Genomic DNA, 26415 nt, shown 5'->3' on the forward strand with positions numbered 1-26415 from the left:
ATTTTCCACAATGATTAATTCATTTAATTTCTTACGACGACATTTCTATAAACAGAAGCACCATTTTTACTTGTCAACTTAACAATATACATTCCTGATTCAATTTCATTTCCTAAATCTATTTCAGTCTGCCCTTTAATTTTATTGTCTAAATATACAAGTTGACCTACAGAGTTAATGATTTCTATCTTAGCATCAAAGTTTGTTTCGATTTTAAAATGACCATTATTGGGGTTTGGGTATACTTTTACAGAATTTTCAGCCAAGTATGAATCCAAACTTGCGAAGTAAATAATCACACAATCAGAAGTATCACTACACATTCCATTAGAAGTCACGAGAGCGTATGAACCATTTAACCCTACATGCAGTACAGAATCTGTCTCTCCTACAATTGGCGTTTTGTCTTTACAGTTCATCCATTGATAAGTATAAGAACCTCCGGTTAAGTCGGCACTAAAAACTGTATCAATCACAGAAAATGTACTTACAGGTACCGCTACAATTTCTACTGTATCGGTTGACATCGCTGAACATCCGTTAGAATCGTTTATTGAATAAGTTATAACATTTATTCCTAAGTCCGCAATTTGAGGGTGAAATACATTTGCAGTCAAACCTGAAGTTGCCGTAAAAACTCCTCCTGACTCAACAGGAACAAGCGTAACATCAGGTTCATTATTACAATAAACGTCATCTAAATTAGTAAAGCTTGGATTTGGTGAAGCCAATACTTCAACAACAACGCTAGATGAATTTACACAACCTCCAGACCCTACTTCATATTCAATCGTATTATTACCGATAACTGCATCAGCAGGAGACCAGTTATTTCCCGTTACACCATTTCCTGAGAATACACCCCCTGACTCCACAGGAACCAAAGCAATAATTGTATCATCAGATGAACAGTAGGGACCAGATAATCCAGTAAACGAAGCATTGCTTTCGAGATTAACCTCTACATTTTGAGAGGTAACGGCAGAACAACCATTTCCATCTGTATAAGCATAAGTAATTGAATGAACCCCTTCTAAAGCACTACCTGGATCAAATGTATTTCCTGAAATACCAGGACCTGAAAAAGTTCCACCACTTGGCGACCCTGTTAAGGTCACACTAGAAGAGGTGATACAATAATCAGATGCTAATCCTCCAATGCTCAGTACAGGAAGAGGATTTACCGTCGTATTTTGAGATGATGTTGCAGGACAACCATTACCATCAGTATAGGTATAGATAATAGTATGTGTTCCCGCTCCTGCATTGTTAGGGTCAAAGGTGTTGCCTGTCACACCAGGTCCTGAAAAAGTTCCGCCGCTTGGACTGCCGACTAAAGTAGTGCTTGATGCATCTGCACAATAAGCAGGATTCAATCCACTAAAACTTGTAGTTGGAGTGGCATTTACGGTTACACTCTCAGTTGAATTTGAGGTACATCCTCCAACAGTAAGAACATAAGATATAGTATGGGTGCCTGCCCCTGCAGCATTCGGATTGAAATTACTGCCAGTTACTCCTGGTCCTGAGAAAGACCCACCACTTTGAACCGGTGTTAAGGGAACAGTGTTTACATCTTCACAATATACAGCATTAGGAATTGTGAATGTGGCATTTGGAAGTGGGTTTACCGTTACTGTTTCAGAATCAGTTGCAGAACATCCGTTGGCACCCGTTACAGAATAAGTAATCGTATGTGTACCCGCTCCAGCAGCGTTTGGATCAAAATTATTGCCTGAGATTCCTGGTCCTGAAAAAGTTCCTCCGCCTTCTACTGGACTTAAAACAACAGAGGAAGCGTCAACACAGTATGTTGCAGCTAATCCAGAAAACGAAGCATTAGGTAAAGGCAACACTTCGACTGCCTCAGTTGAGGATGATGTACATCCATTAACAGTTACTGAATACTCAATCGTATGACTTCCAACCAATGCTGTGCTAGGGTTAAAATTATTACCTGCGATACCAGGACCTGTAAAAGTTCCTCCTGATGTTGTAGGATTCAAGACAACCACTCCATCATTTAAGCAGTATTCTGCTGCAAGACCTGAAAAATCAGCATCTGGCATTTCATTTACTGTTACATTTTGAGAAGTAGACCCAGAACACCCACCACTAGAAACAGTGTAAGTAATTGTATTTACACCAATATTTGCATCTCCAGGATCAAAAGTATTTCCAGTTACACCATCACCTGAGAAAGTTCCTCCGCTCGTGTTTGGGACCAATGTGATGATCGCATCATCTTCACAATATTGAGAAGCCAAGGAGGTAAAAGTAGCATCGACTCCACCTGCAGTCACCTCTACTGACTGAGAAGAAGAATTTGAACACCCATTGCCGTCTGTTATTGTATACACTATAGAATGTGTACCTACTCCTGCAGTACTAGGATCGAAAATTGTGCCTGAAACTCCTGGCCCTGAAAAAGTACCCCCTGAAACATTAGGCGTTAGATTAATAGCACCGCTTGTCTCACAATATTGCGGATTCAAAGTATTAAAATCGGCATCTGGTAATGGGTGAACAGTAATGGTAATGTCTAATGAATCAGTACAGCCATTCGACATTTCACCAACAACTGTATAAGTTTTATCAGCTATTGGACTAAGTGTTTGGGTTGCATTTGTACCGAGGGCGTCAGACCATTGGTAAGTATCAGCACCAGTAACTGTTATTGAAGTTGAACCACCAACGCAAATCTCATCACTCCCTGTAAAGCTAAGCGAAGGACTGGTTAAATGAGTCACTGTAAGCACGTTGGAAACCGCAGTACATCCACCGCCAGGGGCAGAAGTAGTTACAGAGTAATTCCCTGCAGCAGAAACCGTAATTGACTGTGTTGTCTCCCCATTTGACCACAGGTATTCTGCAGCATAGGACGAAGTTAATGTTACGCTTCCAGAACCACAAAATGTTAAAGGCCCACCTGCGGTTATTACAGGTGTACTGCTCATACTTAGCATGATTGAAACATAATTACCTGATTCGTTCACAACAGCCAAATCCTGGCTTCCGTTATTATCTAAATCATCTGCTACAATACTTACTGGATTACTTCCTACAGGGTGTCTGTTGTCAAAAGTTAATGATCCTGTACCATCACCGACATAAAAAACAACATTTCCAGTAGAGTTTAGAGAAACTAAATGTGTGATTGCCACATCAGTTTCACCATCTCCGTTAAAGTCGCCTGTGGTAATAGAAATTGGTTTAGTATCTGATGAAGTATAGGTTGTAGGAAACATCCCAAACAATCCCGTTCCATTATTCGAAAAAACCATAATATTATCAGAACCATTATTCGCAACAATAATTTCTGGTCGGGCATCCCCAGTTAAATCAGCAAAGGCAACGCCATAGGGTGAAGACCCTGTATTTCTTTGTGTACTAACGAAGTCTGTTCCACTACTTTTAAAAATACTCACTTTATTGGTTCCAGATAAAGACACAACAAAATCATCATTCCCATCACCGTCTATATCACCAACAGCAATATCATAAGGGAGGCTTCCACTTCCAGTTGGTTTAACAATTGGAGTTAAAAATGCACCTGACCCGTTACCCGGTAAAACAGTAACCTCATTTCCTTCATTAACAACAAATAAATCTAGATTTGAGTCATTGTTGAAATCTCCTTTTCTAATTTTCAATGGTGCTGACCCAACGTTCAAGGTTGTTGGTGCTCCAAAAACTCCTCCTGTATTAATAAATACACTGGCCGTTCCATCAGTATAATTGGTAACGATAATATCTTGGAAAGTATTCCCATTGAAATCACCTGAGATTATAGAACTAGGATTATTTCCTGTTGCTAAATCATATCCAAATGAATAATGACCTGTTCCATCATTGATATAAACCGAAGCTGTGTTATCATCATAATTTACAACAGCAAAATCTTTAAATCCGTCACCATCAAAATCGGCAGTTGTAATATCTCTTGGGCTATTTCCAACATCAACCATGTTCCCAAGCTTAAAGCTTCCATCACCCAACCCCCAATATACAGGCATTACTGCTCCCACCAGACAAGAATGAACAACATCATCGTTTCCATCAGAATCTAAGTCAACAACCACTAAATCACCAGGTGAATTCATTGCATAAATAGCAACATGAGAAGCAAAAGTACCATCGCCATTTCCTTTTAAAGTAGACATGGTATTACTTATCCCGTTGATGATTGCCAAATCTCTCAGACCGTCATTATCAAAGTCTCCTGTTTTCACTTTTAAAGGACCTTCGTCAACAACATAATTGACAGCAGGACTGAATGCTCCAGACCCATCATTTATAAGAACAGAAACATTATTAGCATCTTGATTAACCACTGCAATATCAGCATAAGTATCACCATTAAAATAATCCACAACTATTCCAGACGCACCAATACCAGTAGTATAGGTAGCATCAGCGGTAAATGAACCAGATCCATCCCCTAGCAATACGGTTGCACTTCCACTTCCATTGTTGGCAGTCACAGCATCAATAAATCCATTGTTATTTATATCAATCAACGCAAAATCTTTAGGGTTTGAACCTCCAGCAAGAGTCGTGGTAATACTTGGTAGGAAGACTCCAGTACCATCATTTATAAAAACATCAACATTACCTGAATTGGTAATTATTGCAAAATCTAAATAAGTATCATTATTAATATCTGCAACCTGCACGATTGTTGGTCCAGCATTAGTAGTATAAGCTACTGGCGATTGAAAAGTTCCATCTCCATTTCCCATGAGTACAGCAGCTCTATTCATGTTAAAATTAACAAGAACAACATCTAGGTTTCCATCACCATCTAAATCTGCAGCTTCAACATCATAAACACGAGAACCGCTTAATACATTTACCGGAGCTGCAAAGTTTCCACTTCCAGTACTTTCGATATACACGAGACGCTGAAGTGTTGGGTCTGGCGAAGCCCCAAGGCTATTCCCCATAATAATGTCAATCTCTCCATCATTATTAAAATCTCCTTGTGCAATGCTTCTTGCGCTGCTTGATCCTTCGAAAACAAAATTATTATCTGCTTCAAAACAGGTGGTTTGTGAAATAGAAAATTGTGCAATTCCGAAGAAAAGCACAATTAAGGTTATTGGTGATAGTTTCATATTTAGTGTTTAGTTCTCTTTATCCTATAGTAATTACGTGTTTTATCTTAATAAAGTTACATGTCCAACAAATTCTCTTTGCTTGTTATCCGCACCTTCAGTTACTTTAATCTTCCAAACGTAGGTGCCGTCTTTCACGATTTCTGTAGAACCTACACCGTACGTTCCATTCCAACCTACTCTATAATCATAAGATTCAAACATCACTTCTCCCCATCTGTTAAAAATGATTAAGTGATAATCATGAATTTCACTATCAGTAGGGAATACTGGATAGAAAGTTGGATTATGTTGATCGTCATCTGGCGTAAATGTATTTGGAACATAAACTGCAAATTCGTCTTTAAATTCAATATCCTGACATACCTCATCCGCACAACCATATTCAGAGATTGCTTCTAAACAAACGGTAATATCAGTTGCTTGATTAACGTTACTGAAAGTTATACGTGGATTTGTCTCATTGGTTGTTCCTTCGCCTTCAAAGCTCCAGTTATAGGTTTCCCCTCCTACAGACGTATTCGTAAAGTCAACTATGTTATTTACAGAAGTTGGGTGTGTAGGATTAAAGCTGAATGCAGCCGTAGGGTATCCATCAACACAAACATAGTCGAGGAACGTGGTATCACTAACACAACCAAACGGAGATTCAACTTGCAATGAAACATCATAGCAGAATTCTGCATTAAATGTATACTCTAAATCTGTACATCCTGTAAATGTCTGACCATTAATTGTCCATATACAATTTGCACCTACATCAGCAGCATTTGTAAGATTTGTGAAGTTCACAGTATGAGGAACACAACCCGTTAGGTCATCTCCTTCAAACAATACCGTTGGAAGTCCATGTAAATCTACAACTACATCGCCAGAAGCTTGATCTCCACATTGGTCAGTAACTGTAGCTGTATAAGTTGTTGTTGTCGACGGAGAAACTGAAATCATTGCTCCGGTTTCACCATTACTCCATACATAATCGTAGGCGGGTAGTCCATCAATACCTTGCGCAGTTAATGTTGCGGTACCATCAGGACAAATAGTTGTGTCTTGAAGAACAAGAATATCAACTAAAGGAATTACCGTTACTGTCATACTTTCAGCAGGAACAGTACAACCATTATAGTCAAACACTTCTAAAGAATATGTTTCTGTTTGTGTCGCAATAATATCAAGTGTATCAGTAACAGAACCACCATTCCCCCATTGGAATGTATACGGTTGAATTCCGCCGGAAGCTGAACCAACTACTTGGTAGTTATAAGCGTGACACACCGTTGTATCGTCTGTAATTGTTAGCGCCATAGGTAAAGCTTCCCACAAGTTTACAGTAGCTTCCACAGTACATCCATCTATATCCCTAGCAATGATGTCAAAGTCACCAGCACATAAGTTATTGAATACATTAGCTGCTTGGAAGGTTGCACCTCCATCAATAGAATATTCAGTTGCGGTAGGCGAATTAACTATAATTTCTCCATCACAGTCTCCATTACAAGTGATGTCATCTTTTATTATACTTGTAATCTCAACAGAATCTGGTTCATCAACAACAGCAAAGCTATCCACCAAACATCCATTATAATCTTCAACAATGAAGTCATAAGTCCCAGCGCAAAGTCCTGTAGCTAAATCATCAGAAGCTCCAGCAACTCCTTGCACCCAGTTGTATGTATATGGAGTTAATCCACCAGAAACTGTTAACTGTATTTCACCATCACAAGAGCTGTTACATAAAGCATCAGTCGTTGCAACATTGTCGATTAACAATTCCGTTGGTTGAGTCACAGTTTCAGTACCCATCACCTCACATCCTTTATAGTCTCTTAAAACGATATCATACGTTCCTGCAGCAATAAAGTTGTTGGAAGGTGAAGCTCCAAAAGTCACTCCATTATCAAAAGAATATTGATATGGAGGTGTACCTCCCGAAGGAGTAACATTGATTTTCCCTGTTGAATTTTCGAAACAAGTAAGGTCTGTTGGAACAGATGTGAATGCAAGCGGATCAGGTTCTGTTAAAGTTACAGTTTCTGTATCTGTACATCCATTTAGGTCTGTAACAGTCACGGTATGCGTTCCTGCAGGCACTCCGGTTATTGTAGCACTTGCTTGTGGCGTACCTCCATTTAAAGTGTAAGATAAAGTACCTGTACCTCCGGTAGCTGTTACAACAATTTCTCCATTGGCATCTCCATTACATAAAGGGTCTGTCTTGGTCACCATTGTGATGCTTGGAGAAGCCATATCTGTCACTGTTTGAATTCCAGACGCAGGACACCCATTGTTATCTAAGACCATAAGGTCATAAGTTCCCGCAGTTAAACCTGTAAAGTTATTTCCTCCAACATAAGTTGCTCCATTGTCAATACTATAAGTATATCCTATTGTACCTCCAGATGCAGTAATAGTAATTTCTCCATTAGGATCACTACAAGTAGATGGTGTTTCCGCAGAAGTGAAAGTTACTTCCGTTGGTTCATTAACGGTCTCTGTAGAAGTAATCAAACATCCATTATCATCTTTAACAACTACATCAAAAGTACTTGCACAAATTCCAGTAATATTATTGTTTGTTGTTAAAGTTGTACCATTGTCTATGCTGTAACTGTATGGAGTTGACCCACCAGCTGCAGTAATCAATATTTCACCATCACACACTCCAAAACAATCAGCATCAGTGGTAAGGTAATTTGCTGTTAATGGCGCTGGTTCTGTTAAGGTAGCAGTTCCGTTCACTTGACATCCTGATCCATCCTCCACAACAATATCATATGTTCCAGCGGCCAATCCAGTAAAGGTTAATCCTGCTTGGAATGTTGCCCCATTATCTATACTGTATGAGTAATTCCCTGCACCTCCAGCTGCAACTATTTGTAACAACCCTGTATTGTCATTATTACAATTTAAATCAAATTCATTTGTTGTAAAAGTAATTGGTGTAGCTTCATCAATAGTGAATGTCTTAAAGTTCATACAGTTATTATCATCCATCACAATTACAGTATATGTACCTGCTGTCAGACCTGAAAACACGTTTGAAGCCTGGAAAACAAATCCACCATCAATACTGTATTGATAAAGGCCCGTACCAGTGGTACCTCCTGTAACATTAATTACTTCAATCTCACCTGTTGCGCCACCATTACATGAAACATCTTGAACGTTAGCTGTAAAGTCAATCTCATCTGGTTGTGTAATTGTAAAAGGAACCGTATAAACACAGTACCCTGCATCATAAATGGTCACAATATGGTTACCTGCTGAAATTCCATTGAACGAACCATTGGTTTGCGTTGTCCCACTATTGTCTAGTTCAAAAGTAATAGGTGCTGCACCAGCATAGTTAATTACTTCCACTTCACCATCACTTCCTCCATAACATGAAACATCTACCGTACCAACAAGGTCTCCATCCATTTGGATATCGTTAATACCGAAGTACGTCGAATCTTGACAACCCAAGAAATCTGTTACGACAATTTGATATGCTCCTGCCAATTGATTTGAGAATGTTCCAGAAGCTTGATTTGGCGAACCGTCTAAAGAGTATAAGAAAGGAGGATTAGCTCCTGAAGCGGTAAACACAAGTTCTCCATCATTAAATCCACAATTAGAAGGCGTCATTGATAAGGTATCAATATCAATACCTGCAGGGTTAATTAATGTTTGTGTAGAAGTAATTTCACATCCATTTCCATCTTGAATAGTTACATCATGATTACCTGCTGGCAAACCTGTGAGTATGTTACTTGGCTGTAAAGGTCCTCCATTAACACTATATTGATATCCAGGTGTAGGTGTTCCGCCCGCAGCGTTTACTTCAATAGTTCCATCAGAACCATCCTTACACACTGGGTCTGTATTTACAAAGGTAGCCGTCAATGGTGTTGGTTCAGTAATTGTAACTGTAGAGTTAGACAAACATCCGTTGTTGTCTTCCACAACCACCTGAATATTACCAGCACATAAGCCGGTCAAAGTAGGATTAGTTCCAAAAGAAAGCCCCGCATTACTTGAATATTCATATGGAGAAGTACCTCCTGTTGCAGTAATTGTAATTTCTCCATCACAATTCCCCGCACAAGAAGCAGGCGTTGCAACTGTTGTATATGTTAAAACCGGAGGTTGGGTAATTGTAAAACTTACAGAGGCAGTACATCCATTCCCATCTGTGATTTCAACCGAGTAGTTCCCCGCTGACAATCCTGAAAAAGTATTACTCGCTTGTCCAGCACCACCATCTAAAGAGTAAGAAACGGGTGCTAAAGCTCCAGAAGTACCAATAATAACTTCTCCATTATTCCCTCCAAAACAACTTAAGTCTTGTAAGTTATCCACAAATGCTGTTGGAGTAGCCACAGCACCTACGTTTGCCGTAACAGTTGCTGTACATCCGTTATCATCAGTAACAATTACTGTATGAGTTCCGGGCGCAATATTTGTAAATGATCCTGTGGAAGAAGTTGTACCTCCTATCGCATAATTATATGGGCCTTCTCCTCCACTAGCAGTGACATCAATTGCTCCTGAGTTAGCACCACAAGTGGCATCATCTACATTGTCTAAAACTAAATTCAATACAGCTGGCTCACCAACAACTGTTGTTAGAACAAGTGAACAACCCTGATCATCTATAATTTCTACCTGATGGTTTCCTGCTGCAAGACCACTAAAATTAGTTCCTGATTGAGGTGTACCATTATTTAAGCTATAAAAATAAGTTGGTGTTCCTCCTGTAACCCCTGATATGTCGATTTGTCCAGTTGCATCACCATTACATAGGGTATTTGTAGGCGTTATTGTACCCGTTAACACATCAGGTTCAGTTACAACGACTGTCTCTACAACAACACAACCATTGTCGTCTGTTACAGATACATCATAAGTACCAGCAGCTAAGTTAGACGCAGTTTGTGTATTTTGACCTATAGGTGTTCCACCTTGGCTCCAAACATAAACATAAGGTGCCAAGCCCCCTGTAGGTGTTGCAGTAGCAGTTCCATCAGCAGCTCCATTACAAGATAAAGGAGTAGAGTTTACGGTAACAGGAAGTGGAGGACCAGGATTAATAGTAAAAGTTCCTGTCACATCACAACCACCTCCGGTATTTACAGTATAGTTATAGTTACCTGGCGGTAAGTTAGTAAAGTTACCCGAGGTATTCGTGTTGTTTTGAGGTCCGGAAATATTATAAGTAAAAGGTGCAACACCGCCTGACATTGTAATAGTTGCAGTTCCTTCGTCAGTTCCTCCACAAGTTTCGTCTGTTGTTGTAACACTTGGTACTCCTGGGTTCACCACATTAATGGAGGCACCATAGTTATTTTGACCTGTAATAGGACAAGCATCATCTTCAACAAGGAAGTTAAGCGTAACGGTACCAGAAGTTGTTACTGGTGTCCAACAAACAGATACCGTTAAAGGATTAGTACCTGTTTCTGTAATTGTTGCACCAGGTAAAACGTTTGCTAAATTAGAGGTCACTGTTAAGACGTCGTTCGGATCTGGATCTGTAAAGACCACGTCAAAACACCCTTGAAAGCCTTGACACAAAGTTAAGCTATTGGGTCCGGTTTGAACAATGCTACCTGTTACATTCGTAACACCACCACCAGGAGTCGCTGAGGGAGGTTGAGGCAATTCATTATTACAAGTCTCCACATAGGTTTGATATTCATAATTGGTTACCGTCACAACATTTCCATTGGAATCATATTCGGTCATTTGAATTACAAAAACATAGGGTCCGTTAACGGTGGGTGTAAACGTTACTGTTCCAGTAACGGGATCAATATTCACTCCTGCAATTGGGTTTGTTCCACTAAATCCTCCTGAGTAATTTGAAGGAGTTGTTGGATTATTTGTAGCAGAAACTAAAGCATAAGAAATTGAATCACCATCTGGTTCATAAGCACCTAAGTTGTAGGATACTGGCTGTCCATTACATACATATGGCTCAGGTTGAGCAGTAACCACTGGCGATGTATTACAATCATCAGTGGCTGTATTCAACTGAGTGGTAATATTAAAAGTTGGTTGCCCATTTAAGTTATTGGTTCCATTTCTACAACACAAGCTATAGCTAGCGGTCCACGTATCACAATCATCTAGATTAATAATTGCTTCATAAATGAACTCTTCATACCCTGGGAGATTACCACCAGTACATGTCGTATTCCCTGCTTGTTGAACACAAACTTGTGAAACTTCAGAATGTGAAACATAAGAAGCGAAAAATCGTCTATTGGGTACGCCTCCGCAGTTATTAGTAAAATCAACGCCTAAATTACCTTGACCAAGATTTACTCCAGAACAATCTCTGTATAATATTAATCGCATTAAATACTGTCCTGGTGTACCAGTACATTCAAATTGAAGATATCCTCCTGCCACGTGAGAGGCTTTTGCATCTTGTTGAAAAACAAAAATACTCAACAGAAATAACAAGAACGCTAATGTGTTTTGGTAGAAATTTTTCATAATCGTAGTGCATAAGATTAATACGGTGTCTACTATTGAAACGTGGCTCCTTAAAAAAAGGTTGCCAAAACCGTAATTTATTAACAACAATTTGTTACAAAGTGAATAATCTGTAGAGTTAGCAATGGTAAAAATATGTTTTTTTTTGCAGGAATCAAAGCTGTTTTAGAAAAAAGCACGCACTTCAACCCCCCCAGAATGTATGGTCTTACTGTTCTCAGAATTCCTACCATTGTATTGGATGTTGATTTGTAGATTCTTAGACAAGCTTCTTTGATAATTCAAACCCCATGTAAAATTTCTTCCTGGTTTTAAAGATTCGAGCATTTCATAGGCTAAAGCGTTATTTTGAACCCCTGAATAGTTAATAATAACAATTTTCACTTCCCCACTTAAACTTCCTTTCTCTAACTGATTCCATTTTAAAGAAAGGCCTACATCAGAAATATACGCATTCTCTCCTCCCATTGATTTATCATTGCTTTTCTCTTCATACCTTCCGCTTGCCGATAAACGAAAAGTTGTATTGGGTTGATAAATGAATTCAGGCTGTAAATGGTGATATTGAATAGCGTAATTTCTACCTGTTGTATAATCTGCTGTTGATTCTTTTAGCCCTATTTCAGAATTCAATTTCATAGTGAATCCTTTGATTACATTCCAGCGCATCGACACCGTATTAAAAGTCATCTTCCTCGCATCAAACCCATTGGCCAACAGAGATTTTGAAGCTGTTTCAGAAAATGTGTAATCAGCACCAAAGATAGGATTTGTACGATTAAAATAAAGTGTGTTTCTTATGGTCGAATTAAAACTAATCAGGCTGGTATCTGCTATATCTCTTGCTATTGGATTATAAGTCTCATTAGATTGACTGCCCATTTTTTTATTGACTCTAAAACGTGTTTGATTGGAAAGTCGTGACAAGAATTTTAAGACCCCATTTTTACTTTGCCAAATTCTTTCTGGCCTCCAAAACAAGGTTTGGTTGAACTCATTAGAATAAGTTCTAACATACTCATTACTTGGCGTAAAGACACGAATATACTTTGCTTGGTCTTGGTATTGTGCTACCTCAAATTCATTTAAGTCTTTAACACCATCGTTGTTATAGTCAATCCAAGTATAAACTCCTTGTCCTGCGTTTACCTCAATGTATAGAAACTCCTTTTTCACTTCTAAACCCGAGCCAACTTCATAAAATGTACTTGCTGTAAGGGCATTTTTCCACAAGTTAAGTCGATAATCCACTCTTCCTAAAAAAGAATTTTCAGGTGTTTGATCAATCAATTTTTCATCCTTAATTTCAAGCATTCGATAACTTACCATAGTCGTCAAGGAGCTACTTTTGTTGGTAATCCAATTATAGTCTGCACCTACACTTCGTCCTTTGGCGACATCCACCAACTTAAGTGAATCACTTTTTCTATCATACCTTTCACGGTAGAAAACTGTAAATTTATTTTCTAAACTATCGGCATTGGAGATATAGACTTTCCAATCATACCATTGGTAAGAATCTGTGATTAATAAAGTATCTGCTTGAGTAAATTGATTGAGTTCATGGTCATCTTCAAACCCAATTTTTATCGGACCAAGCGATTGACTCAAAGCCAAAGTATGGCGTAAGTAGGAATTTACATTGTCTGTTTTGCTTACCAGGTAACTCCCATTCACATTCGCACTAAACCCATTTTGATTCCAATTTCCTAATAACTGGGCACGATTCCCTTGATAATCACCACCAAAAGTAAAGTTTTGTCCTTTTAATTCGACCTTTCCATAATCTCTATGCTTTATACCTCCAGACAAGTTCGCCAAAACTTGTTGACCAGAATAGTTTTTATTTCGCACGTTCCAATCTCGATCGAACTCAACACCTCGATAGCGTTCAATTTCTTGAAAGAATTGTGTTCGATATTCAAAGTCTAAGGCTGTTGTCATTGCCCACGGCGTCAAGGAGTCCTTACCCAAATTAAAAACACCCTCGATAGTTGTTTTATTTGCGACCCCTCGATTGTCTTCATTGTCTATTCTTGAAAAAGTATTGACATCATTATTTGAGGTGCTTAATTCTGACATAACCCTCCATTTTTTATTCCATCGGTAATTTATTCCAACTGAAATCAAGGCATTTTTCTTGGGTGAAATAATCAGACGAGAAGGTTCAAAATCACCTTGTGGAACACCTCCAATTGGGGCAACCCATTTGTATACGCGTCCCACTGCCGTAAATTTGTCAAAAACATAATTTCCATTTCCCATTCCAACATTAGTAAAAGTGGCTTTATAAAACGCTGAGTCAGGACTTACAGAATATACTAGCACAGAGTCAATACCCAACGAATCTACCAATTTATAAGTAACTTGATTGTCAACAAATCCGACACTATCAATGGCGTTTGATCGGGCAAGCTGTAAACTGTCACCAATACTTCCCAACAAGAGTTTATCATTATTACTCAAGGTTTGCTGTAGAGATTGATTTTTGGCATCTTGTTCACTATAAAGGTTCATCCAAAAATCAAATTTATCACTTTCGTATGCTACACTCCCTTGAAATAAGGATCGGGCGTAATTTTGGTCGGTATACTGAAATTCAACCACTATTCTTACATCTTTTGTTATTTGATGCCGAGGAGTAAATATGACTTCTGCAGTGTTATAGTTTATGGTATAGTCAAACTCCTGACCTCTTTCCAGTAATTTCCCATCTAAATAAACACTTTCAGTACCAGATAGCACCATAATAAATGGTTCGTTTTCATTTCCTTTTAATCGGTATGGTCCTTGGCTTCCCTCTTGACCTTGAATAGTGTTTCTAGCGAATTTACCTTTCGATAAGGCTCCTGCTCCTTGAGCTGTCCATTTAGATTTTTCATCTCCCCAAGTATACTGTCCAAACAATCCTTGGGCACGTTTATTATAGTTTGTAAAATATCCGCTCGGCTTTTTCAACCAAAAATCACCTGCAATGATTTTATATTCCTTTCCATACAACTGAATAAACACTTGATCAAACTCTTGCAATTGATTGGTATTTCCATCAGGCTGAATCGGTAAGTTATCGTCAGTAACAGTGGCCAATATATTCATATTATTAGCGATTTCACCAGACAATTGAAGATTTAGTGTGGAGTTAACCGAAAGGTCTTGTGCATTTCCAAAACTGATCCCTCTAGAAATGCTTCCTGACTTCTTGATTCCATCATCAGAGAAGAAATTAGTTTGTTGATCAACAGGATTGAAGTAATAGTCACGCACTTCACCTACGTCACGATAAATCATACTTGTATCGATAGTTTGAACCGGTTTTTGAAAATCAATACTAAACACTCGATACATCAATTCTAACGAGTCAGCACATTCTTTTCCGAAATAAAATTCACGGGTAATTCCATTGAAAAAATAGTCTCTACTCGAAAGTTTTTTTTCACCACAAAAAACCTGCAGACTATTTTGATAAATGGTTAGTGAATCAAGAATTAGGGTGTCACTAGAGACTTGTAAAGTTTTCCATCTCAGTGAGGAATTTTGGCTCAATACAGGAACAGCAACTACGATAAGCAGTGCGAAAACAAATAATTTTATACCTGTAATAGATTTCATTCCATTGGGATAACGAATTCAGTTTTGATTTGGTGCTTTTACCATCAGATAATTTTATTTACATGACAAAGCTTCCTCTACAAGTTCGCATACCTGATTTGCATCGTATTTTTTTGACGCTTCCATAATTTTTTTCGGTTCAAAATCAGTGTCATGTATCGAATTTAATAAATTATTAGCCAAATCATTTACATCTTCAGATTCGAAGAGAGTTCCGTAAGCACCATGGTTAAGAATTTCGACAGTCCCCCCTTTATTGCTACCCACTACTCTACATCCAGAAGCCATTGCTTCAATGGTTACCATTCCAAAAGTTTCTGCTTTTGTTGCCATCACAAAAACGTCGATTGCAGCATAAAAGGTTTCAACATCTTTTCTAAACGGTCTAAAGTGGACTCGATCTTCTAAATTATTATTCTTAACAAAACGCTTTAGTTCCATTAAATAATCGTCCTGTTCTCCATGAGTAGATTCTCCTAAAAACACAAGATTATGTTGAATACTAGTTTTGATTTGATTGAAAGCATTAAGGAGTAGTAGCTGTCCTTTTTGAATGTCAAATCGCCCGACGAGGCCGATGTAGTCATTAGAAGGGTTCAGCTGAAGTAATTCTTTAGCAGTGTGTCGATCAACAGCGTTAAAATACTTTTCTAATTCTAAGCCTGAAGGAATGATCACTGTTCTTTCTTCAGGGAAATTTGTTAGTTCGACAACTTGATTTTTCAACCAAGGGAGTGGACAGGACCACAAATCAATTTTTTTATACCTTTGTGTATGCAACAGATCTCTTTTAGGGATTCCAATTTGCATTTCCATAAAGTAAGCTAAAAACAGTTTTTCTTTACGCCAGGATTTCACCATAGCAGTAAGACTTAGGTCCTTTGGATCTCTAACGATAAGATGAGAAACATTATGTTTTTTAAGGATTCTAAAAAGCCGCACTGCATTAAGAACATCGTAGTATTTTCGGTGTTGATTCACAAAAGCAATAGACAATTTAGAATTTATTGCTTCTTGGTGAATTTTGCTATTTTCCTGTACAATCATCAAGACTTTATGTCCTCTTTGACTCATCCATTGCGCATTTCGCAGTTGATTCATTTCAAGACCACCCCAACTTTTGGAGGCACAGAAATAAGCAATATGGCATTTATTAGTTGACATTTTAATTTAGAAAAACAATGCCTCAAGGATATGACTTGAGGCATTGATATTATTTTGATTTTTATTTCTAAACGTGAATTGATCTATCACCTGTTGCATCCATTGCTGCTTCACGAATTGCTTCGGAATAAGTAGGATGAGGGTGAGACATACGCACGAGGTCTTCAGCGGACGCTCTGTACTCCATAGCTACAACACCTTCCATTATCAAATCGGCAGCTCTCGCGCCAATCATATGAAAACCTAAAATCTCATCAGTTTCTTTATTGGTGATGATTTTAACCAACCCTTGGATATCTCCAGAAGCCCTAGATCTACCTAGTGCTTTCATGGGGAATGAACCCACTTTATATTCTATACCAGAAGCTTTAATTTCTTGTTCAGTTTTACCAACTGATGCCACCTCTGGCCAAGTATAAACCACTCCAGGAATGAGGTTGTAATTAATATGAGGTATTTGTCCTGCAATTTTTTCAGCAACAAAAGTACCTTCTTCTTCAGCTTTATGTGCAAGCATTGCACCTCGAACAACATCTCCAATTGCATAAATGTTATCAACTGCAGTTTGAAGATTTTCATTGACATCAATTTGTCCTCTATCTGTTGTTTTGATTCCTACATTTTCAAGGCCTAAACCTTCAGTATATGGTTTTCTTCCCACAGCAACAAGACAGTAGTCTGCTTCAAAAGTAACCTCTTTATCTTTTTTATCCAATGCAGTAACCTTTACACCTTTCCCTGTATTTTCAACATTTTGAACTTTATGCTTCATGTTGAATTTCATTTTCAACTTTTTAAGCACACGCGTTAGCTCCTTTCCCATAGTTACATCCATAGTAGGGATAATAGAATCGGCGAATTCAACTACTTCAACTTTAGTTCCAAGACGAGCATAAACAGAACCTAATTCAAGACCAATAACACCTCCACCAATAACAATCATTGATTTAGGGATTTCGTTTAAAGAAAGAGCTTCTGTAGAAGTAATGATACGCTTTTTATCTGGCTCCATTCCTTTAAAGAAATTTGGTTTAGATCCAGTAGCGATGATTACTTTATCTGTTTTCAGTTCCTTTTCTTTTCCTTTATCATCAATCACTTTTACAGTGTTTTTATCAACGAAAGAACCTACTCCATGATGAACATCGATTTTGTTTTTATCCATAAGGAAATCAATCCCTTTACAAGTTTGGTCGACCACTTTATTCTTACGCTCAACCATCTTCTTAAAGTCAGGCTTAAGATCTTTCAGGTTGATTCCATGCTCTTCGAAAGAGTTTTCGGCATTATGATAATGCTCACTTGAGTCTAAGAGTGCTTTAGACGGGATACATCCAACGTTTAAGCAAGTTCCTCCAAGTGTATTGTATTTCTCAATAATTGCAGTTTTCAGTCCTAATTGTGCGCATCTAATTGCGGCTACGTATCCACCAGGTCCGGATCCAATGATAGTTACATCGTATTTACTCATGATAAATGTATATTTATTTTTTTATATTAAAATCGCTTTAAGCTTCGGTTGGTGGTGTTCCAAAATTAATTGGTGGTAAATCACTATTACCATCTTTTATAGTGCCTAAATTTTCTTCAAACTTTCTGATATTGTCTTGTAATGCATGAAGCAGCCTTTTTGCATTTTCGGGTGTCATAATCACCCTCGATCTCACTTTAGCTTTTGGCATTCCAGGCATGATTTGAACAAAATCGCAAACAAATTCTGACTGTGAATGAGTGATTACAGCGAGGTTAGAATATACTCCGTCAGCAATATCTTCGGGCAGCTCAATGTTTAATTTATTGTCTTTGTTGTTATTGTTTTCCATAAGAATAAAGGTAATAAAAAAAGGCTATCAATATAAAATTGATAGCCTATAATTTATTTGAAGTTAGTTTTATCCTTCTTTATTGGTCGCCTCTTCATAAGTTTCAGTTGAAGCAACTTGTAAATTTTGGAACTTACGAACACCAGTACCTGCTGGAATTTTATGTCCAACAATAACGTTTTCTTTAAGTCCTAACAAGTGATCAACCTTACCAGAAATAGCTGCTTCGTTCAACACTTTTGTAGTTTCCTGGAAGGAAGCTGCAGAAATAAATGATTGTGTTTGAAGCGAAGAACGTGTAATTCCTTGCAACATCGGTTTGGAAGTAGCAGCTACTGCATCACGAGCAACAACAAGCTTAGCATCCTCACGTTTCAACTGCGTATTTTCATCCCTCAATCTACGAGCAGAAACAATCTGTCCTACTTTAAGTTCTTGGGAGTCCCCTGCATCTTCAACGTATTTCATACCAAAGATTCTGTCGTTTTCCTCCATGAAATCAGCCTTATGCACTGCTTGATTTTCAAGGAAACGTGTATCTCCTGCATCATCAATTTCAACTTTAAGCATCATTTGGCGAACAATTACCTCAAAGTGCTTATCGTTAATCTTCACCCCTTGTAAACGGTAAACTTCTTGAACCTCATTTACTAGGTATTCCTGTACGGCAGTTGGCCCTTGAATATTCAAAATATCTTTTGGCGTTATTGCACCATCTGAAAGAGATTGTCCAGCACGAACAAAGTCATTTTCTTGAACAAGGATGTGCTTTGATAGAGGCACTAAGTACTTCTTAGTTTCACCCGTTTTCGCTTCGATGATCACCTCACGGTTACCACGTTTGATTTTACCATAGCTAGCAATACCGTCAATTTCAGAAACTACAGCAGGGTTAGATGGGTTACGTGCTTCGAAAAGCTCAGTAATACGAGGTAAACCTCCTGTAATATCCCCTCCTTTACCACCTACTCTAGGAATCTTCACTAAACTATATCCTTGTTGAATTTCTTCACCTTCTTTTACAGAAACGTGAGCATTAACAGGGATTGGGTATGATTTTAAGACTTCACCTTTCTTGTTTTTAATGACAATAGTTGGGTTTTTCTTTTTATCTCTTGTTTCCGTAATTACCTTTTCAGTAAATCCAGTTTGCTCATCGACCTCTTCACGGTAAGTAATACCTTCAAGAACATTATCAAATTCGATAATACCATTGTATTCAGAAATAATAACCGCGTTATAAGGGTCCCATTTACAAATTACATCACCTTTTTTGATGTCCACATTTGTTTCAGTAACCATTTCAGCACCATAAGGTACGTTAGCCGTCATTGCTGCTAAACCAGTTTTCTTATCAATGATTTTCAATTCAGCAGAACGACCCACAACGATTTCTTTTTTCGTTCCGTCTTTTTCTACTTTAGTAATTGTTCTTAACTCATCGATTTCCAGTTTACCGTTTGCTTTAGCTTTCAAGTCGCTTTCATCCGCAATATTAGAGGCCGTACCCCCAACGTGGAATGTACGAAGTGTAAGCTGAGTACCTGGTTCACCAATCGACTGCGCAGCAACAACACCAATTGAATCTCCTAATTGAGCTTCACGGTTTGTTGCAAGGTTACGGCCATAACATTTAGCACAAACTCCTCTTCTTAACTCACAAGTCAATACAGAGCGAATTTCTACTTCGTCAATTCCCGCATCATCGATTGCTTTCGCAACGTCTTCAGTAATTAACTCTCCTCCTTCAACGATTAAGTTGTCGTCATCATCATATACATCATGTACGGCACTTCTACCTACGATTCTGTCGTATAATGGTTCAACGATTTCATCGTTTTTCTTCAATGGAGTTGCTACAATACCTCTTAAGGTACCGCAATCTACTTCATTTACAACAACATCTTGCGCTACGTCCACTAAACGTCTTGTCAAGTAACCAGCATCGGCTGTTTTCAATGCTGTATCGGCAAGACCTTTACGAGCACCGTGAGTTGAAATAAAGTACTCAAGAATTGAAAGTCCCTCTTTAAAATTCGAAAGAATTGGGTTTTCAATAATCTCTTGACTAGAAGCCCCAGATTTCTGAGGTTTCGCCATAAGACCACGCATTCCAGAAAGCTGACGAATCTGCTCTTTAGATCCACGTGCCCCAGAATCAAACATCATATAAATGGCGTTGAAACCTTGCTTATCGGCTTTCAACTGTTCCATTAAAGTGTTCGTTAAACGAGAGTTGGTACGTGTCCAAATATCAATAATTTGGTTATATCTTTCATTATTAGTGATTAGTCCCATGTTATAGTTATCCATAACCTCTGCGACATTTGCTTTCGCTTTATCCACTAAAATTTCTTTTTCTTTTGGAATAACGATATCATTCAAGTTGAACGACAATCCACCTTTAAAGGCCATATCGAAACCAACAGTTTTGATATCATCAAGGAATTGAACAGTACGAGAAGTACCCGAAATTTTCAATACTACTCCAATAATATCACGTAGTGCTTTCTTGGTTAAAACATCGTTGATGTAACCAACTTCTTTCGGCACCATCTCATTGAACAATACACGTCCAACAGTAGTTTCGATAATTTTTTGTTCTAGCCCTCCTTTTCCATCAAGAACTTCAGTTTTAACTTTAATATGTGCGTGTAAATCTACGCGACCTTCATTTAAAGCAATTTGAACTTCTTCAGGAGAATAGAAAGTCATTCCTTCCCCACGCATTGTTCTTTCCTCATCAGAAACTCTACCCTTGGTCATATAGTAAAGACCTAAAACCATATCCTGAGAAGGTACAGCAATAGGTGCACCGTTAGCAGGGTTTAGGATGTTGTGAGAAGAAAGCATTAAAATTTGCGCTTCTAAAATAGCTGCATTACCAAGTGGTAAATGCACCGCCATCTGGTCACCATCAAAATCGGCGTTAAATGCAGTACACACTAAAGGGTGTAGACTAATTGCTTTTCCTTCGATTAATTTTGGTTGGAATGCTTGAATACCTAAACGGTGAAGCGTAGGGGCACGGTTTAATAGAACAGGGTGAGATTTAATCACGTTTTCTAAAATATCCCAAACAATTGCCTCTTTTTTATCAACGATTTTCTTTGCAGATTTAACCGTTTTAACAACTCCTCTTTCTATTAGTTTTCTTATTACGAATGGCTTGTAAAGCTCAGCAGCCATATCTTTTGGTAAACCACATTCGTGAAGTTTAAGGTCTGGACCTACAGAAATTACAGAACGTGCAGAATAATCAACACGTTTACCTAGCAAGTTTTGACGGAAACGACCTTGTTTTCCTTTTAATGAGTCAGACAATGATTTTAAAGGTCTGTTAGATTCAGTTTTAACTGCACTCGATTTTCTAGAGTTGTCAAATAAAGAATCAACAGATTCTTGAAGCATACGTTTTTCGTTACGTAGAATTACTTCAGGAGCTTTAATTTCAATTAATCTTTTCAAACGGTTGTTACGAATAATAACACGTCTGTATAAATCATTTAAGTCGGAAGTTGCAAAACGACCCCCATCGAGCGGCACCAAAGGTCTCAATTCAGGCGGAGTAACAGGAACAACTTTAATGATCATCCATTCTGGACGATTTTCAATTCTATCCTGTGAATCACGCATTGCTTCAACCACTTGTAAACGTTTCAATGCTTCGTTTTTACGCTGCATTGAAGTTTCGTTGTTAGCTTTGTGTCTAAGGTCAAATGATAATTGATGAAGGTCTAATCCTTTCAATAAATCAAATAGAGCTTCAGCCCCCATCTTAGCGATGAATTTATTTGGATCAGTATCATCAAGATATTGGTTATCCTGTGGGATTTCGTCTAAGATATCCAGGTATTCTTCTTCCGTAAGGAATTGCATTACCTCCAACTCTTCGCCATCCGCACTTTTCGCAACACCAGCTTGAATTACTACGTATCTTTCGTAGTAAATAATTTGATCTAATTTTTTAGTTGGTAAACCTAAAAGGTAACCAATTTTATTTGGTAAAGATCTGAAATACCAGATATGTGCAACAGGAACAACCAATTGAATGTGTCCCATACGTTCACGACGTACTTTTTTCTCTGTAACTTCAACCCCACAACGGTCACAAACGATTCCTTTATAACGGATTCTTTTGTATTTTCCACAGTGACATTCATAGTCCTTAACAGGTCCAAAAATACGCTCACAGAACAAACCATCTCTTTCAGGTTTGTAAGTTCTGTAGTTTATCGTTTCCGGCTTTAAAACCTCTCCACTTGACTGCTCCAGAATTTGTTCTGGAGAAGCCAATGAAATGGTGATTTTATTAAAATCTTTCACCGTATTTTGAGTATCTTTTTTATACGCCATTTTAAACAAGTGTTTTCAATTAAACTTTGACTACTAATCCATCTTGATATTTAAACCTAATCCTCTCAATTCATGTAAAAGAACATTGAATGATTCTGGAATACCAGGCTTTGGAAGGTTATCACCTTTTACAATAGCTTCATAAGCTTTTGCTCTACCATTAACATCATCCGATTTAACAGTCAAGATTTCTTGTAAGATATTTGATGCCCCGAATGCCTCAAGAGCCCATACCTCCATCTCACCAAAACGCTGACCTCCAAAGAGTGCCTTACCACCAAGTGGTTGTTGCGTAATCAACGAGTATGGTCCGATCGAACGTGAGTGCATTTTATCATCAACCATGTGTGATAATTTCAACATGTAAATTACCCCAACAGTTGCTGGTTGGTGGAAACGTTCTCCAGTACCTCCATCATAAAGGTAAGTCTTACCCGCATGTGGAATTCCTGCTTTATCACAGTATTCAGCTACCTCTGAAGGTTCAGCACCATCAAAAATAGGCGTTGCGAATTTCACGTTTAATTTCTGACCTGCCCATCCAAGAACAGTTTCATAAATCTGACCCAGGTTCATACGTGAAGGTACCCCTAACGGGTTCAACACAATATCAACTGGAGTTCCATCATCAAGGAATGGCATATCTTCTTGACGAACAATGTTTGCCACAATACCTTTATTTCCGTGACGACCAGCCATTTTATCACCAACTTTAAGCTTTCTTTTCTTCGCTAGGTAAACTTTAGCTAATTTCACGATACCTGCAGGTAATTCATCACCAACAGAAATGTGGAATTTTTTACGTTTATAGTTACCTAATAAATCGTTTGCTTTAATTGTGAAGTTGTGAATAACACGCTGAATCATTGAATTGGTGTCATCCTCATCTGTCCACTTACTAGGATTAACGATTGTATAATCGATAATACTTAGTGCTTTTTCAGAGAATTTGGATCCTTTTTTAATGATTTCTTCTCTAAAGTTATTTGTTACCCCAGCTGATTTTTTACCATCTAGAATCACCAATAATTTTTGAACAAGAATCGCTTTCAAATCACCTAAATCCTTTTCGTATTCGGCATCTAAGTTTTCAAGAATTGGTTTATCCTGCGCTTTAGTTTTTCTATCTTTTACAGCTCTAGAGAAAAGTTTTTTATTGATCACCACACCTTTCAAGGAAGGTCCAGCTTTCAATGAAGCATCTTTCACATCACCCGCTTTGTCACCAAAGATAGCACGCAATAATTTCTCTTCAGGTGAAGGATCTGTCTCTCCTTTCGGCGTAATCTTACCGATTAAGATATCCCCCTCTTTCACCTCAGCTCCGATACGAATTAATCCATTTTCATCTAAGTCACGAGTAGCTTCTTCACTTACGTTAGGAATATCAGCAGTAAGCTCTTCCATACCACGTTTTGTATCTCTTACTTCTAGAGAGTATTCATCGATATGAACAGAAGTAAATACGTCTTCACGTACCACTCTTTCCGAGATCACAATTGCATCCTCAAAGTTATAACCTTTCCAAGGCATGAAGGCTACCTTCATGTTTTGTCCAAGCGCTAATTCACCTTGCTGAGTTGCATAACCTTCACAAAGAACTTGACCAGCAGTAACTGCATCACCTTTCTTAACAATAGGTTTTAGGTTCATAGTAGAACCTTGGTTTGTTTTCTTAAACTTAGTTAAACTATATGTTTTCGTATTTCCATCGAAAGAAACTATTTCATCTTCTTCAGAAAGATCATACTTAATTACAATTTCATTTGCATCAACATACTCGACAACTCCGTTACCTTCAGCGTTGATTAATACACGTGAATCACGCGCTACTAATCTTTCGATACCTGTTCCTACAATTGGAGATTCAGGCTTCAATAAAGGAAGTGCTTGACGCTGCATGTTTGATCCCATCAATGCACGGTTGGCATCATCATGTTCCAAGAAAGGAATAGATGAAGCGGCAATCGAAGCAATTTGGTTGGCACCAACATCCATTAAATCAATTTCGCTTGGTTCAACAACAGGGAAGTCACCTTCCTCACGAGCTTTCACCATGTCTCCAATAAATTCACCATTGTCATTTAAAGGAGCGTTTGCTTGCGCAATCATTTTTGCATCCTCTTCTTCAGCAGTTAAGTAAATTGGTTCTTCATCCAGTTGAACTTTACCATTAACTACTTTTCTATAGGGCGTTTCAATAAATCCGAGTTTATTCACCTTTGCGAATACACAAAGAGAAGAAATCAGACCAATATTTGGACCCTCAGGAGTTTCAATTGTACAGAGTCGTCCGTAGTGCGTATAGTGAACATCACGCACCTCGAATCCTGCACGTTCTCTAGAAAGACCACCAGGTCCAAGTGCAGAGAAACGTCTTTTATGCGTTACTTCAGAAAGTGGATTAGTTTGATCCATAAACTGAGACAACTGGTTTGTACCAAAGAATGAATTAATCACAGACGAAAGTGTTTTCGCGTTAATTAAGTCAATAGGGGTAAACACTTCGTTATCACGCACGTTCATTCTCTCACGGATAGTTCTAGCCATACGCGCCAGACCTACACCGAATTGAGAATACAATTGTTCACCAACCGTTCTAACACGACGATTAGAAAGGTGGTCAATATCATCAACCTCTGCTTTTGAGTTAATCAACTCAATCAGATATTTAATGATTTTAATTATATCATTTTTCGTTAAAACTCTTGACTCTTCTTCATCAGAGATTTTAAGTTTTTTATTGATTCTAAAACGACCTACTTCACCAAGATCATAACGCGTATCTGAGAAGAATAATTTTTCAAAAACACTACGTGCAGTTTCAAAATCAGGCGGCTCAGCGTTACGTAATTGTCTATAGATTACCTCTACTGCTTCTTTTTCAGAGTTAGCAGTATCTTTTTGTAGGGTATTATATATAATAGTAAAATCGGCAGAATTTACATCTTCCTTATGAAGGATGATAGTTTTAGTTCCTGCGTCAATAATTTCTTCAATATTGTCTTTATCGAGGACAGTATCACGATCGAGAATTACCTCATTACGTTCAATAGAAACCACTTCACCAGTGTCTTCATCAACGAAATCTTCGATCCATGATTTTAGTACTCTTGCTGCGAGTTTACGACCTAAAACTTTTTTCAAGTTTGTTTTAGTTGCTTTAACTTCATCTGCAAGGTCGAATATTTCTAAAATATCTTTATCACTTTCGTAACCAATAGCTCTGAACAAAGTTGTAACAGGAAGCTTTTTCTTACGATCGATATATGCATACATGACATTATTAATGTCAGTTGCGAACTCTATCCACGACCCTTTGAAAGGGATAATTCTGGCAGAGTAAAGTTTTGTACCATTTGCGTGCCTAGATTGTCCAAAGAACACTCCAGGAGAACGGTGTAATTGCGAAACGATAACACGTTCTGCACCATTCACTACGAAAGATCCTTTTGGCGTCATGTAGGGAATTGTTCCAAGATAAACATCTTGAACAATTGTTTCAAAATCCTCATGTTCTGGATCAGTACAGTATAGTTTCAATTTAGCCTTCAACGGAACACTATACGTCAACCCACGTTCAATACACTCTTCAATAGAGTAGCGAGGCGGATCAATGAAGTAGTCCAAAAATTCAAGGACAAACTGATTTCTAGTATCCGTTATCGGGAAGTTTTCAGAAAACACTTTAAAGAGACCTTCTTTTTCTCTGTTTTCTGGAGTTGTTTCAAGTTGAAAAAACTCACGGAATGATTTTAATTGAACATCCAAAAAGTCAGGATATTCAAAAACACTTTTGCTAGAAGCGAAATTAATTCTTGTAGCGATATTATTTGATGTTGCCAAGACTACGAAATTTTGTT

General features: G+C 38.0%; 8 protein-coding genes. All 8 read right to left on the reverse strand.

Features of this window, described 5'->3' with window-relative positions; translation table 11 throughout:
* Window positions 1–23: 23 nt before the first annotated feature.
* The 8 genes from ACN0U3_RS06165 to rpoB all read right to left on the reverse strand — a co-directional run bounded on the left by ACN0U3_RS06165 (window position 24) and on the right by rpoB (window position 26398).
* Window positions 24–5117, reverse strand: coding sequence for an FG-GAP-like repeat-containing protein (locus tag ACN0U3_RS06165; protein ID WP_417265551.1), 5094 nt, complete (start codon window positions 5115–5117; stop codon window positions 24–26).
* 42 nt (window positions 5118–5159) lie between these two features.
* A complete protein-coding gene (locus ACN0U3_RS06170) occupies window positions 5160–11600 on the reverse strand; it encodes a gliding motility-associated C-terminal domain-containing protein (RefSeq protein WP_417265552.1) in 6441 nt (2146 codons plus the stop codon).
* Between the two features lie 165 nt (window positions 11601–11765).
* Entirely contained in the window at window positions 11766–15209 is a 3444-nt protein-coding gene (locus ACN0U3_RS06175) for a hypothetical protein (protein WP_417265553.1), read from the reverse strand.
* A 54-nt stretch (window positions 15210–15263) separates the two neighbouring features.
* Window positions 15264–16373, reverse strand: coding sequence for a glycosyltransferase (locus ACN0U3_RS06180; RefSeq protein WP_417265554.1), 1110 nt, complete (start codon window positions 16371–16373; stop codon window positions 15264–15266).
* Window positions 16374–16440: 67 nt separating this feature from the next.
* Window positions 16441–17844 carry a dihydrolipoyl dehydrogenase gene (lpdA, locus tag ACN0U3_RS06185; protein ID WP_417265555.1) on the reverse strand — a complete coding sequence of 468 codons (1404 nt, stop codon included), beginning with the start codon at window positions 17842–17844 and terminating at the stop codon, window positions 16441–16443.
* 37 nt (window positions 17845–17881) lie between these two features.
* On the reverse strand, window positions 17882–18196 hold the full coding sequence (locus ACN0U3_RS06190; RefSeq protein WP_299206909.1) for a DUF3467 domain-containing protein: 315 nt from the start codon (window positions 18194–18196) through the stop codon (window positions 17882–17884).
* Between the two features lie 69 nt (window positions 18197–18265).
* Window positions 18266–22552 carry a DNA-directed RNA polymerase subunit beta' gene (rpoC, locus tag ACN0U3_RS06195; RefSeq protein WP_299206907.1) on the reverse strand — a complete coding sequence of 1429 codons (4287 nt, stop codon included), beginning with the start codon at window positions 22550–22552 and terminating at the stop codon, window positions 18266–18268.
* Between the two features lie 33 nt (window positions 22553–22585).
* Window positions 22586–26398 (reverse strand): DNA-directed RNA polymerase subunit beta, encoded by a 3813-nt coding sequence (gene rpoB / locus ACN0U3_RS06200; protein WP_299206905.1) that lies wholly within the window; start codon window positions 26396–26398, stop codon window positions 22586–22588.
* Window positions 26399–26415: the final 17 nt, after the last annotated feature.

The sequence above is a fragment of the Brumimicrobium sp. genome (assembly GCF_048268645.1).
GTDB lineage: Bacteria > Bacteroidota > Bacteroidia > Flavobacteriales_D > Crocinitomicaceae > Brumimicrobium > Brumimicrobium ulvae.